The sequence below is a fragment of the Cochlodiniinecator piscidefendens genome, assembly GCF_011326755.1.
GTDB classification, from domain to species: Bacteria; Pseudomonadota; Alphaproteobacteria; order Rhodobacterales; family Rhodobacteraceae; genus Cochlodiniinecator; species Cochlodiniinecator piscidefendens.
The window spans coordinates 1-14,113 of the sequence record NZ_JAAOIE010000006.1 but is presented as its reverse complement, the minus strand read 5'-3'; the positions used below and the strand labels follow the sequence as shown (position 1 = coordinate 14,113).

At 54.3% G+C, this 14,113-nt stretch carries 12 protein-coding genes; 8 read left to right on the top strand and 4 right to left on the bottom strand.

Features of this window, described 5'->3' with window-relative positions; genetic code table 11:
* Positions 1-76 precede the first annotated feature (76 nt).
* Positions 77-1,003 (top strand): LysR family transcriptional regulator, encoded by a 927-nt coding sequence (locus G9C99_RS14605; protein ID WP_166418262.1) that lies wholly within the window; start codon positions 77-79, stop codon positions 1,001-1,003.
* Here G9C99_RS14605 and G9C99_RS14600 read toward each other — a convergent pair.
* Genes G9C99_RS14600 through G9C99_RS14590 form a run of 3 tightly spaced genes read right to left on the bottom strand, consistent with a single transcriptional unit; the run spans position 991 to position 7,346 of the window.
* Complete coding sequence (locus tag G9C99_RS14600) at positions 991-3,417, bottom strand: GcvT family protein (RefSeq protein WP_166418261.1); 2,427 nt, start codon at positions 3,415-3,417, stop codon at positions 991-993. The genes G9C99_RS14605 and G9C99_RS14600 overlap by 13 nt on opposite strands.
* Before the next feature lie 4 nt (positions 3,418-3,421).
* On the bottom strand, positions 3,422-5,839 hold the full coding sequence (locus G9C99_RS14595; protein ID WP_166418260.1) for a GcvT family protein: 2,418 nt from the start codon (positions 5,837-5,839) through the stop codon (positions 3,422-3,424).
* A 16-nt stretch (positions 5,840-5,855) separates the two neighbouring features.
* Entirely contained in the window at positions 5,856-7,346 is a 1,491-nt protein-coding gene (locus G9C99_RS14590; protein WP_166418259.1) for a trimethylamine methyltransferase family protein, read from the bottom strand.
* Between the two features lie 362 nt (positions 7,347-7,708).
* Between G9C99_RS14590 and thiC the strand changes: the two genes are divergently transcribed.
* Genes thiC through thiD form a run of 7 tightly spaced genes read left to right on the top strand, consistent with a single transcriptional unit; the run spans position 7,709 to position 13,683 of the window.
* A complete protein-coding gene (thiC, locus tag G9C99_RS14585) occupies positions 7,709-9,508 on the top strand; it encodes a phosphomethylpyrimidine synthase ThiC (protein ID WP_166418258.1) in 1,800 nt (599 codons plus the stop codon).
* Positions 9,505-10,473: an FAD-dependent oxidoreductase gene (locus tag G9C99_RS14580; protein WP_166418257.1), complete on the top strand. Its 969-nt coding sequence runs from the start codon at positions 9,505-9,507 to the stop codon at positions 10,471-10,473. The genes thiC and G9C99_RS14580 overlap by 4 nt, the downstream gene beginning before the upstream one ends.
* A complete protein-coding gene (gene thiS, locus G9C99_RS14575) occupies positions 10,442-10,639 on the top strand; it encodes a sulfur carrier protein ThiS (RefSeq protein WP_166418256.1) in 198 nt (65 codons plus the stop codon). The genes G9C99_RS14580 and thiS overlap by 32 nt, the downstream gene beginning before the upstream one ends.
* Before the next feature lie 2 nt (positions 10,640-10,641).
* Positions 10,642-11,409 (top strand): thiazole synthase, encoded by a 768-nt coding sequence (locus G9C99_RS14570; RefSeq protein ID WP_166418255.1) that lies wholly within the window; start codon positions 10,642-10,644, stop codon positions 11,407-11,409.
* Positions 11,409-12,002, top strand: a complete 594-nt coding sequence (locus G9C99_RS14565) for a thiamine phosphate synthase (RefSeq protein ID WP_166418254.1) — start codon at positions 11,409-11,411, stop codon at positions 12,000-12,002. Before G9C99_RS14570 ends, G9C99_RS14565 begins: the two co-directional genes overlap by 1 nt.
* Complete coding sequence (locus G9C99_RS14560) at positions 11,990-12,961, top strand: HesA/MoeB/ThiF family protein (protein WP_166418253.1); 972 nt, start codon at positions 11,990-11,992, stop codon at positions 12,959-12,961. The genes G9C99_RS14565 and G9C99_RS14560 overlap by 13 nt, the downstream gene beginning before the upstream one ends.
* A complete protein-coding gene (gene thiD / locus G9C99_RS14555) occupies positions 12,961-13,683 on the top strand; it encodes a bifunctional hydroxymethylpyrimidine kinase/phosphomethylpyrimidine kinase (protein WP_166418252.1) in 723 nt (240 codons plus the stop codon). Before G9C99_RS14560 ends, thiD begins: the two co-directional genes overlap by 1 nt.
* On the opposite strand, the gene G9C99_RS14550 is transcribed toward thiD, so the two are convergent.
* On the bottom strand, positions 13,669-14,113 hold a 445-nt coding region (locus G9C99_RS14550), incomplete at its 5' end, for a LysR substrate-binding domain-containing protein (RefSeq protein ID WP_231704088.1). The genes thiD and G9C99_RS14550 overlap by 15 nt on opposite strands.

Genomic DNA, 14,113 nt, shown 5'->3' with positions numbered 1-14,113 from the left:
CCGAGTTCACAATCTTCTTGACTGAAATTCAATCTCGAAGTTTTTTCCCTTTCGTGAAATTGATTCAGGTAACGCTATGAAACCTCTTCTTGACCTGCGGCATCTCCAGCTTATTCAGGCGATTATCGAAACCGGGCGCATTACGGATGCGGCGGAGAAACTTGGGGTGACCCCTTCGGCCTTATCGCACCGTTTGCGCGAAGCCGAGCGGCGCCTTGATGTTCCGCTTTTTACCCGTATGCACAAGAGGTTACGCAAAACACCCGCTGCCGAACATATGGCCGTCGTCGCCGAACGTGTGCTGTCAGACCTCAGCCGCGCCGAGGAAGATGTGCGTCGCATGAATGCGGGGATTCAGCATGTTGTGCGCCTGTCTGTTGAGGCCTACAGCAACTATCGTTGGTTGCCCTCGTTCATTAAATTTCTAAAGACGCGGATGGCAGGCGTTGATATCCAAATCATGGCGGGCGCACGCAGTGATCCTTTGACCAGCGTGTTAAATCGGCACATTGATATTGCGGTTGTGTCTGGCACGGTGGCTCAGGCTGGTCTGATTGGAATGCCGCTATTTGAAGACCCTCTTCTTTACATTATGTCGCCTGAACATAGGTTGGCAGATCGCGAATTTGTCGAAGGGCAGGACATCGTCGGCGAACAATTCATCACCTACACCAAAGTTCCAGAGCCCGACCGCGAATTTGCCCGCTTGTTTCGACCAACCGACAGCTATCCAACATGGGCCGCGACGGTTGAATTGCCAGAGGCGATTGTTGAACTCGTGGCTTCTGATCTGGGCACCAGCGTTTTGGCGAACTGGGCGCTTCAGTCGGTATTGGCGGAGGGCCGCGTCAAAGGGGTACGCGTGACCGAAGAAGGTATTTCCGTGCCGTGGTGTGCCGTGTTGCGCACCGAAGACACAGCAGAAGACGACCCCATTCTTGAGGTCGCCGAACTGTTGTCAGAATGGTGCGCAACGCCGGGTTGCGGGTTTCACATTACGTGATACCCGCGCATCCGGGCATTGGTTGGGTCGTAAAACGGACGTAGGCTTGCGGTGGCTTTGATCTGTTGTCCGGCGACGGTTACGGTGTAGTCTTCTGCAACCATCTCCTTCAAGGTTTGACCATCTGGGCGGGTGACATAACCCAGCCCAACAGCGCCGCCAGCTGTCCAGCCGTAACTGGCTGAGGTAAGCCGTCCAACGATTTCACCGTTTCTAAGGATCGGTTCTTTGCCAAAGATCAGCGCGTCAGGATCCTCAAGTCGAATTTGGATCAACCTGCTTTTAACACCGTTTTCGCGCCGTGCCAGAATGGCGGATTTCCCGGTGAATTCTGTGTCAAAGTCACAGGCAAACGTCAGGCCACTGTCGACAGGGCTGTCAAACGGTCCGATGTCATGACCCCAGTGACGAAAGCCTTTTTCAATTCGGCAACTGTCCACAGCCAAGCCACCGCACAAACGCGGTGCATCGGGATGCGCCATAATGGTTTCATAAACCTGTTGGGCAAATTCCGCAGGAATATGCAGCTCCCATCCCAGCTCCCCGACATAGGTGATCCGTTGGGCACGCATTGGGGCGTGGCCGACATGCAATTGCTGCCAACTGCCAAAGGGAAAGGCATCGTTCGACAGGTCAGTGTCCGTAAGTTGGGTTAGAAAATCACGGGCGTTTGGCCCCATAATCGCTAGTGTTGCTTCGCTCGGGGTGACATTGACCACGCTCACACCCGTTCCCGCAAGTTGGGTTTTCAGCCAGCTTTCGGTTTGAGGTTCAGCGCCGGCGCTTGCCATTACCATATACCGTGTATCGGACAGCCGCGCGGCGGTGATGTCTGTTTCGATTCCACCGTTTTCGTTGAACATATGGGTGTAAACGAGCGCGCCACTTGGAACCGCCATATTGCCCCCGCAAAGGCGCTGCATTTCCGACTCGGCGTTTGTGCCATCGACGATAAACCGCCCAAAGGTCAGGTCGATCATACCGACGCTGTTGCGCAATGCGTTGTGTTCGGCCTGCCAGTCGTCAAACCACGGCTGGCGATCAAACCCGTCCGTCATTTCACGCCCAAAATAGAGCGGGCGTTCCCAGCCATTGGCGCTGCCGAACTGCGCGCCTGCGTCTTTTATCGCAGCATAGTAGGGGGTACGTCGCAGGCCACGGGCCTCTGTTTTACGCAGGTAGGGCCAATGCATCGCATAGGCGTGGGACAGTGTTTCAGCGGCCTTTTCACTGGTGTAGCTGCGGGCATTCAGACCCGGTACAATCCGGCGGCTGTCCACATCTGTCAGATCCATGGTCATTTGGCCCTGCATGATCCATTCCGCTAGGGCTTTCCCGGCGCCGGGGCCGTTTTGGATGCCCGTTGAATTGAACCCGGTCGCAACCCAAAGCCCCTGAATGTCCGTGATTGGACCAAGGTAATGTTTGGCATCCGGAGTAAAGCATTCAGGCCCGTTAAAGAACTTGCGAATACCAGCCGACGCCAGCGCAGGAACCCGTTCAGACGCGCTTTCCAAAATTGGGAAAAGATGTTCTTCATCGCAGGGCAGTTCGTCAAATTCGAAATGCTCAGGCAATCCATCTTTGGGCAGCCATGGGGTTGCATTGGGTTCAGAACAGCCGATCAACAGTTTGCCAGCGTCCTCTTTATAATAGGCGTATTCGTCCATCACCCGAAGGATTGGCAAGTCACCTGTCACACCGTCGATCGGGTCAGTCACGACGTAGTAGTGATTGGTATAATGAAGCGGAATATTGGCGCCGTGGTTTAGGCCAAATTCGCGTGCCCACATACCGGTTGCATTCACCACATGATCCGCACTGATTAGGCCCTGTTCGGTTTCAACACCAACGGCGCGGCCATTTTCGATAACGATGCGGTCAACTTTGGTATCTTCAAAGATCTGCGCGCCATTCATCCGCGCGCCTTTGGCGATGGCCATCGTGGTATCAATCGGGTTGGTTGACCCGTCACCGGGGAACCAAAACGCCCCCTTGGCCCCATGTGTTGACAGCAATGGCCAACGATCCTGGGCCGCTTGCGTTGAAATTTCTTCGGCGCGAATGCCACAGCCGTGCGCGTAATCAAGCTTGCGGCGCAGCTCTTCCATTCGGGGTTCGGTGAGCGCAAGCGTCAGGGAGCCATTGCGTTTGAAACCGGTGTTTTGGCCGGTTTCATCCTCAAGGCTTTCCATCAGGTCGAGACCGTATTTGGCCAAGGTCGACATAACCGGAACACCTTGGGTTTCTGACACCAAACCAGCGGCGTGCCATGTGGTGCCGCTGGTTAGTTTTTTGCGTTCCAGTAGGGCAACGGACCAACCGGATTTTGCCAGATGGTAGGCGATGGAACAGCCAACAATCCCGCCGCCGACAATCGCGACCTGAACGTTTGAGGGTAAAGGTTTTGCCATGACTTTATCCTCTCAACTGGGTGTTGTCTGGGTCGTAGAACGGGGTAGAGGTGACCGTGGCCTTCACCGGCTGTCCAAGTATTTCGATGTCAAATACATCACCGGGCTGGGCCGCAACGGTCAGATACCCAAGCGCAATGCGCTTACCAATCCGAAACCCGGTTCCGCCTGAACTGACATAACCAATGGGCGCGCCATCTTTGCAAATTGGGTCGGAGGACAACGCGTCAGCGCCGTGGCCGTCAATTTCAAACCCGACAAAGTGGTAGCCTTTGGGCTGCTCCGCTTGGGCCATAAAGGCGTCCCGCCCGACAAAGCTTTCTTTCTTTTTGCTGACAAAGCGATCAAGCCCGGCGTCAAAGGCTGTGTATTCGATCCCAAAATCAGACCCCCAGCCGTGATAACCTTTTTCAAGACGCATCGCGTTCAGGGCGTAGGAACCAAATTCAACCATGCCTTTATCGGCACCCTCAGCGATGATCGCGTTGTATACTGTGACCAGATCCGCAGACTTTAAATGCAGTTCCCAGCCGAGTTCACCCACATAAGACACCCGCAAAGCGATGACCGGAACGCCTGCGATGGTAATTTCGCGCACAGACATCCAAGGCGCGTTTTCTTTTGACAGATCGTCGGAGGTCAGCGGTTGCAAAACGTCACGGGATTTCGGGCCCATAACCATCAGCGCCGCGTCAAAAGAGGAGCCCCGTGTCAGCGTAACACCAGAGTCTGGGAGGTATTTCATCAACCAGTCATAGTCGCGCTGATCGGCCAAAGTCGGTCCGCACAACAGGTATTTGTCTTCGTCCAACCGTGCGATTGTGGCTTCTGACCAGATCATGCCCTTTGGGGTTAACATATAGCTGAGTTTCACCCGCCCAACGGATGGCATCGCGCCGCAGAACACATGGTTCAGAAAATCTGTCGCGCCGGGACCTGAGACCTCATAGCGGGTGAAACCGCCGTGATCCATCACGCCCACATTGTCGCGCACGCCTTTGCATTCGGCCTCGACTGCATCGTGCCAGCACTCGTGGTGGAAGCTCAGCTCATCATCGTTTTTGATGGTGTCTGTTTCAAACCAAAATGCGCGCTCCCACCCGGCAACTTGGCCAAAGACCGCGCCTTTGGATTTAAGCGTGTCATAAAGCGGTGTGGTTTGTACCGGGCGCGCAGATTTCCATAGACGATGTGGATAGGGGATCGAATATTGGTTTTCGTAAAGCTCGCTGGCGCGGGTCGCGGTGTAGTCGAACGTGGCCCATTCTTCGCCGAAACGGCGTGGGTCCCATGCTGACATATCCCATTCTGTTTCGCCTTCGGTAATCCATTCCGTGAGCGTCTTGGCCGCGGCGGCAGAATGCGTGATGCCCACCGGAAAGCAACAAGCGTGATAGAAGTTAGGTAAATCAAACGCCGGGCCACACAAGGGCGCGCCATCAGGGCTGTAAGGGATAGGGCCATTGACGAATTTGCCAACGCCCGCTTCGCCCAAAATCGGAACATGCGCGAGTGCTGCGTCAAGGACTTCGGCGATGTCGTCAATGCTATCAGGGTAAAGCTGATTGGCAAAGCAATCCGGCATCCCATCAAGCCAAGCCGGACGCCCCGCATGACCATAAGACCCAAGCAGAAGACCGTTCCGTTCACGCCGCAGATAATACATGATATCTGGGTCACGCACGAGCGGGAAGTTGTCTGGATTTGCCTCTAGCTCCGGCAGAGCTTCGGTCACAAGATACTGATGTTCAAGCGTTACAACCGGCAATTTCTGCCCGACCATTTCACCCACAACACGACCGTAGTAGCCGCCTGCATTGATGACGATATCACAGGTCACGTCACCTTTGTCGGTGATCACCTGCCATTCGCCAGAGGCGCGGCGTTTTATGTCGGTGACTTGGGTAAAGCGGGTAATCTCAGCCCCCAAATCGCGCGAGCCTTTGGCAAGTGCTTGGGTGAGCTGGCTTGGGTCGACGTCGCCTTCATAGGGGTCAAAAATACCACCTTTGATGCTGTCACCGGAGGTGAAATAGGGGTGCATATCGTCCATTTCTTTGGGCGATAGCATAGCCATGTCATACCCCAGACCTTTGGAAATCCCGGTCAGGTGTTGGAAAAATTCCATGCGCTCTATGGTGTGGGCTGGCCAAAACGCGCCAGTGTGACGGTAGGTGATCGGGTAATCGACCTCTTGTGCGAGGTCTTTGTAGAGCCGCCATGCGTAGTTGCCAGCGCGCATTCCGCTCCAACTGTTGGCGTAGGTTGGGATGTTCCCCGCTGCGTGCCACGTTGACCCGCTGGTCAGTTCGTTTTTTTCGATCAACAGCGTGTCTGTTACGCCCGCTTTGGCAAGGTGGTAAAGGGTGGAAACCCCTACAGCACCGCCCCCAATGATGACAACTTTGGCCTGCGTTTTCATGGCACGTTCTTTCGGATTAAAGTTTTATAGGGAGCTTGGCCCGGATCATCGCCTCAATATCAGCGGGGAGGTGATCAGGTGCGGGCATGGCTTCGATTTCAGCGACGCGGGTTTGGGCGCGGTCCCAAATGGTGTGCGATCCGCTTTCTTGCCAATCGCTTACACTTTGGCGGTCGCCGAGTTTGGGATATACATATTCAGTGGTCATCAACGACAGGGTTTGCGGTGTGCCTAAGAAATGTCCTTCGCCAGTTACGACATCTTCAATCATGTCGAGATCAATCGCGCCGTCAAACATTTCGACCCCGCGCACAGAACGCAAAATCGCACCGCACATATCGTTGTCGATCACTAAGGTTTCTTTGCTGGCGGCCATGATTGACCCAAGCATGCCAACCGAAAGGTTGATCATATCTGCGCCACCTTGGGCGGCAAGCGCGATGGTGTAACCTTTTTCATACCCGGCCTGTGCGTCTGCGGTTTTGGCGTCTGTCATCCCGGCAGAGACTGTGGACGGAATACCAAGGTTCAGAAGCAATTGCGCGGCTGCGGCGTTGGCAACCGCCGCCTCGCCTGATCCGCCTGTCATTGCGCCTGTGCGTAGATCGGAAATAAACGGCAAAAACGCCAGGATACAAGGAAAGCCAGGCTGCATCATATTCACGAGGATCAAGCCGACGAGGCTTTCGGCCAAGCCCTGCGCCAAAGCGCCGGCAAGTGCGGCCGGGCTGGTCGCGCCAGCCTGCGCGGCCGAGCAAATCTGCAACGGCATTCCCAGGCGCACACATTCTTGCATAACGCCACAGGCTTCTTCCGCCAACGTCAGCGGGGGCACGACGTGACAGATAGATGAGAAACAGAAGGGTTGTGCGCGGAATTTACCTTCGCCACCAAGCGCGTGATCCAGCATCTCAACCACTGGGGCGACGTTTTCAGGCTCGAAAAAGCTGGTGCCAATGGGCTTTGACGTGGCCTTCATTGCGGTGAAGGCTGTGTTGATATCTAGGGTCAGCGGATCTTCGATATCACGCGCCACAACGGGGCGCAGAGAATAATGGATATTGTCGCAGGCATCAACGATGCGCATGAGATCATAAAGGTCTTTTAAGGTGCTATCGCGAAAGACGCCGCTGTCACCTTCTAAAACCTGAACCGCCGCACCACCGGTACCGATGTGGACTTTGCCACCGCCCACTTCGATTCCACGATCACGGATAAAACCGGGTAGTTCTACACGTTTACAGGACTTAGCAATCATGCCCTCAGACAAGCTACGCGAAAAAACAATTCGCCCGTCGGAACGTTCGGTTGCCCCATTGGCCAACGCGATATCGCGAATCTCTTTTGGGGCGCCAGAGACCCCAATCCGTTCGAGTATCTCGAATGCAGTGTCGGTGATATATGCCAGTTTTTCTTCAGTTAATGGCATAAATCGCCCACCAATCGGCGGAGGTGTTAAGCGTGCTACGGCTGGTGCCGCGCTGCGTCTGGTTCTTTTAGAGCGCATTTGAATCCTCTCGGAACATCGTATTTTTTCTAACTTAGAAATGAAAGTTGATTAGCTCAATTCCATTAAATGCACATCTTGGTGAAAGAAATTCAGTCAATGAATTTATAACATGCCCCCTTGACCCATTTTGCAGGGTGGACTACCCAAAGCCCACGCAGGGGAGTCCCGCCTAAGGGACTGAGAGGCAGATAGTGCATTTATGCACGGTGACGCGACCCTTTGAACCTGACCCAGTTGATACTGGCGTAGGAAGCAAAGGTCACCGCCCGCAATGGGAGTCTGACCTGAAAAGGGCTATGCCCCGTTTCCCAGCCAAACTTCGTCTGTGTCTTTTTGAGTTAACACTTGAGGAGCCTCAAATGAACGTCCCTACCCCTAAGATCACTACAGATGCCTTGCCTGCTTCGCGTAAAATTTACGTAAGCGGCGAACGGTTTCCTGATATCCGCGTTCCGATGCGTGAGATTTCAGTTCACCCGACCGCAGGCGAAGACCCGTTGCCGGTTTATGACAGCTCGGGCGCTTATACCGACCCGGCGGTTCAGACCGATATTAAACAGGGTCTCGCACAATTGCGTCGCAATTGGATTTTGGCACGTGGCGATGTCGAAGAATACGAAGGCCGCGCTATCCAAGACGCCGACAACGGTTTTGCGTCGGGCGAACGTCTAACGGCTGAATTTCCAGTAAAACCCAAACCGCTTCGCGCTAAGGATGGACAGGCGGTAACCCAGTTGGCCTATGCCCGTGCTGGGATTGTCACCGCAGAAATGGAATACATCGCTATTCGTGAAAACCAGTTACGCGATACCGCCGCTGCTGAACGAGATGGCAATGACTTTGGCGCGAACATTCCCGACTATGTGACCCCAGAATTTGTGCGGGACGAAGTGGCCGCAGGCCGCGCGATCATTCCGGCCAACATCAATCACCCGGAATCTGAACCGATGATTATCGGGCGTAATTTCTTGGTAAAGATTAACGCAAACATGGGAACATCAGCGGTGACCTCTTCGATGGAAGAAGAAGTCGATAAAATGGTGTGGTCGATCCGTTGGGGGGCTGACACCGTGATGGATCTTTCGACGGGGCGCAACATTCATAACACCCGCGAATGGATCATTCGCAACAGCCCGGTGCCAATTGGGACCGTCCCGATGTATCAGGCATTGGAAAAGGTGAATGGTATTGCCGAAGATCTGACTTGGGAAGTGTTTCGCGATACGCTGATCGAACAGGCTGAGCAGGGTGTCGATTATTTCACCATCCACGCGGGCGTTCGTTTGCACATGGTGCCGATGACAGTAAACCGTGTGACGGGGATTGTGTCGCGCGGCGGCTCTATCATGGCCAAGTGGTGTTTGCATCATCATAAGGAAAGCTTCCTCTATGAACATTTCGACGAAATCTGTGACATTTGCCGCAAATATGACGTGAGCTTTTCGCTGGGCGATGGTTTGCGTCCGGGGTCCATTGCGGATGCGAATGACGAAGCTCAGTTTGCGGAACTCGAAACTTTGGGTGAGTTGACTAAAATCGCGTGGGCCAAAGATTGTCAGGTGATGATCGAAGGGCCAGGCCACGTTGCCATGCATAAGATCAAAGAAAACATGGATAAGCAGCTAGAATGCTGCCATGAGGCCCCGTTCTATACACTCGGGCCACTGACCACGGATATTGCGCCGGGGTATGACCACATCACCTCCGGCATCGGTGCGGCAATGATCGGTTGGTTCGGCTGTGCGATGCTATGTTATGTGACACCGAAAGAACACCTTGGCCTGCCTGATCGGGACGATGTGAAAACCGGTGTGATTACCTATAAAATCGCAGCACACGCTGCGGATTTGGCCAAAGGTTTACCGGGGGCGCAGCGCCGCGATGACGCGCTAAGCCGGGCGCGGTTTGAATTCCGCTGGGAAGATCAGTTCAACTTGTCGTTGGACCCAGATACAGCACGGGATTTTCACGACCAAACCCTGCCAAAAGAGGCGCACAAAGTCGCGCATTTTTGTTCTATGTGCGGACCAAAGTTCTGTTCCATGCGGATCAGCCATGACATCCGCGCTGAAGCGCAAAAAGAAGGCATGGATGCTATGGCCGCCAAATTCCGCGAAGGTGGGGAGCTTTATGTTCCAGCGCCAGAGCCTGCGGAATGATCACCATTGCGGGGGCCGGTCTTGCCGGCCTCGCAACTGCCTTTGAGGTGGCAAAGCGGGGTCGCGCCGTCACGGTATACGAAAAGGGGGCCTCATTAGGGGCCAACGCCTGTTCGCGGTTTGCGGGCGGGATGTTGGCGCCCTATTGCGAAGGCGAAAGCACCGAGCTTGAGGTCGTAACGCTTGGTTTGGGCGCCGCGAAATGGTGGGCGGATATCACGCCCGTCACACGTCGGGGTACTTTGGTTGTTGCTCCAAACCGGGACCGGGCAGAGCTTTCGCGGTTTGCGCGGCGCACCGAAGGTCATCAAATGGTCTCGCAAAGCGAAGTGGCAACCTTGGAACCTGCATTGGCAGATCGGTTTTCCCAAGGCTTGTTGTTTCAGGATGAAGCACACCTTGACCCTCGCGCCGCACTTGTGGATTTGGCGCAGAAGGCTGAGGCGCTCGGCGTACGAATTTTATACGACACCCCAGCACCCAGTGATGTGGATTTGGACTGTACAGGAATGGCGGCCGATTTGCCGGAGTTGCGTCCTGTGCGCGGTGAAATGGCCATTCTTGCAGCCCCAGATATTTCGCTGAGCCGAACAGTGCGGCTTTTGCACCCACGGTTCCCGCTTTATGTGGTTCCGCGCGGTGACGGCGTTTTCATGATCGGGGCTACCATGATCGAAAGCAGCTCAGAGCGCCAAATTTCGGTGCGGTCCCTGAGCGAACTTTTGGGCGCGGCATATGCGTTACATCCGGGGTTCGGTGATGCGGCTGTTTTGGAAACTGGGGCTGGATTGCGCCCAGCCTTTCCTGACAATTTACCGCGCCTGACCCAGCACAATAACACGCTCTACCTAAATGGATTTTATCGGCATGGCTTTTTGCTGGTGCCTGCATTTGCGGCCAAAGCCGCCGATCAACTGACATCGGAGACATCCCATGAATATTCTCGTCAACGACATTCCGCGTGAGATTAATACGCCAACGCTTGCGGCGGCATTGGTTGAACTGGGTTTTGACCACCCGGCCATTGCAACAGCTGTGAATGGCGTTTTTGTACCTGCCTCAAACCGCGCTGCGCAGGTGCTGAGCCAGGGGGATAAATTGGAAATCTTATCGCCTATGCAGGGGGGATGACGATGAAATTATATGATACCGTAATAACGACTCCGCTGTTGTTGGGGACGGCACAATACCCCAGCCCCGCCATTTTGGCCGAGGCGATAAAAGCCAGCAAAACTGAGGTTGTAACCGTGTCCTTGCGCCGTGAAACGGCGGATGGGTCTGGTGAAAAATTTTGGGACATTCTGCAACAAAGCGGATGTCATATTTTGCCCAATACTGCGGGGTGCCATTGTGCAAAAGACGCCATCACAACCGCCCATATGGCGCGGGAAATCTTTGGCACGAACTGGATCAAGCTCGAAGTTATTGGCCATTCTGACACGCTACAACCGGATGTTTTCGGATTGATCGAGGCCGCGCGGGTTCTAAGCGAAGAGGGGTTTAAGGTGTTTCCCTACACCACCGATGATCTGATCGTTGGTGAAAAACTGCTTGAAGCAGGGTGTGAGGTGCTGATGCCTTGGGGGGCGCCGATTGGGTCAGGGCAGGGTTTGCGAAACCCTGATGCGCTGCGTTCCATGCGGGCGTATTTCCCAGATATTGCGTTGATCGTGGATGCCGGAATTGGTCGCCCATCTGATGCAATGCAGGTGTTTGAAATGGGAATGGATGCAATTTTGCTGAACACTGCTGTGGCCAAGGCAGGTGATCCTGTTTTGATGGCCCGTGCGATGGCGGGTGCGGTTGAGGCTGGCCAATTGGCCTATGCCGCAGACCCAATGGAACGGCGCGATATGGCGGTGCCTTCAACCCCAATTCTTGGATTAGCGGAGTTAATGTAATGGAACGATTTTACCTGATTGTGGATCATGTCAGCCGGATTGAGCTTTTGGTCCCCCAAGGTGTGAAACTGGTGCAATTGCGCGTCAAAGATCAACCGATCAAAGAGGTCCGCCGCCAAATTGCCCGCGCGCGTGATATTTGCGCGGTGCATGGGGCGCAATTGGTGGTGAATGATTATTGGCAGGATGCGCTTGATCTGAAGTGTAACTTTGTTCATCTGGGCCAAGAGGATATGGATACCGCCGATTTTGACGCCCTTCGTCGTGCGGGTGTGCGCTATGGTCTTTCGACCCATGACGAAGATGAACTCGAACGCGCATTGGGGCATGACCCTGCCTATATTGCGCTTGGCCCTGTGTACCAGACAACGTTGAAAAAGATGAAATGGGCCCCGCAAGGTTTGGATCGCGTGCGCCGTTGGAAAGGTTTGGTTGGGCAAACGCCTTTGGTCGCAATTGGTGGTTTGACCCCTGAACGTCTTCCCGGCGTATTTGCGGCAGGTGCCGATAGCGCAGCGGTGGTAAGTGATATCCAATTTGCCGGCGATCCCGAAGCCCAGACCAATATCTGGATCGAAACATGTGCGATTTAAACCGCTATGCCCGGCAAATGATGCTGCCCGAAATTGGCAGGTCTGGGCAGGTGTTGATCCAAAAGGCCCGCATTTTGGTTGTCGGGGCAGGGGGGCTGGGGTGCCCGGTGTTGCAATATCTTGTTGGGGCAGGTGTTGGTGAAATAACGCTGTTTGACCCTGATGTTGTAGACATGAGCAATCTACATCGGCAGCCTCTTTTCACAGCGGCGGATATTGCGCGCCCAAAGGCCGAAGCCGTGCGCGATCACCTTTTGGCGGTGAACCCAGATTTGCGCCTTCATACGCATATTGAAACACTAACCCCGGCAAATGCACCTGATGCAGTGTCGCAGGTTGATCTGGTGATAGACGCAGCCGATAGTTTTGCGGTGTCTTATACCTTATCGGATCTTTGCCTCGTGTCGCAAACACCTTTCATTTCCGCGAGCGTGTTGGGGCAATCCGGCTACATTGGCGGTTTTTGTGCCGGAGTGCCATCGCTGCGCGCAGTGTTTCCGGATCCCCCAAACAACGGTGCTACTTGCGCGACTGCGGGTGTTATGGGGCCGGTGGTTGGGATGATCGGTGCAATGCAGGCGCAAATGGCTTTGCAGGTGATCATCGGGCAATCGCCATCACCGCTTGGTCAATTGGTATCGGTCGATTTGCAAAATTTGCGCTTTGGTGGGTTTGATTTTGGCCATGCGGAAGAACCTGCGGCGCATGTGCCTTTTGTCGCGCTGAGCGATATCCGTGCCAATGATCACGTCATAGAATTGCGGGATCTGACAGAGGCCCTAACACCCGCCCATGTTGCGGCTGAGCGACGGTCAGCAGTGGATGTATTGGAGTTAACCCCATCGGACCGGCGGTTGGTTTTATGTTGTCGTTCAGGTTTGCGCGCATGGCGGGCCGCTTCAGAATTGATGTCTAACGGGCATCATTGCGTGGCCGCCTGCGCTGCCGGTGGGGCGTAATGGGCCGTATTTTGGTCATAGCTGGGACAGACAGCAGCGGTGGCGCTGGCCTTAGTCGCGATATTGCGGTGGCAACGGAACTTGGCTGCACTGTGGCCCCTGTGGTGACAGCTGTGACAGTCCAGACTAACCAGGAGCTGCGGACCATTCACCCGGTTCCCCCGGATATCATCATAGCACAAATCAAAGCTGCGTTTGAAACCGATGAACTTGATTGCATCAAAATTGGAATGTTGGGGGATCAAGCAACGATTGACGCGATCTGTGGGGTGCTTGGGTCAAAAACCCCACCGATTGTTTTTGACCCCGTTCTGAAATCGACTTCGGGGGGGGTGTTATTGTCCGGCGAAAATTTAAGTCCGCTCATTAGTATCACCTCTGTTCTCACCCCAAATCTGGATGAGGCAGCGCAATTATCAAACCGGCCTTTCTCCGACGCCCCTGTTGATATCGCGACCCGAGCCAAGGTCATATTAGGCCAAGGCGCCAAAAGCGTCCTGATCAAAGGTGGTCATGGGGGCGGGGTGAATTGCACGGATTACCTGTTTTCAAATGGCCGCAGTCATACTTTTTCTAATCCTCGTTTACCGCAAACCAAACGGGGCACGGGGTGTTCTGTTGCGACCGCGATCGCCTGTCATTTGGCGCGAGGGGCAAAGCTAAAGCAGGCCTGCGGATTGGCTATTGCACATGTTCAAAGCTGGATGTCATCCAAAGTATAATTTGCGCACCCATTGGGAAAACAATTGCACCTCTTCCCGCCGTTCGGTGCCTTCGCGCTGTATTAAAAAATGTGAAGATTGAATGGGCAATTGATAGGCAAATGGTGATACCAGCAATCCTTGGTTTAAATAAAGACGCGCGAAGCTTTCCAGCACAATGACCGCACCTTTCCCAGTGATTACGGCATTTAGGGCGATCAACGATGAATCCACGCGATAGACCTCAGACGGGGTCGTTAGATCTAAGTCATAAAGGTCAGAAAGACGGGCCCAATCAGTTTCGGATCCTGTGATCGCGACGACCTGTTTTTGGGCGACAGTTTGAATATTGAACGCAGCCCCATGCGTTTTCACGTAGTCAGGATGACAGACGACTATCGCATATTCATGGCCAAGGTGGGTGATGGTCCCATCGGTCCAATCGCCATGA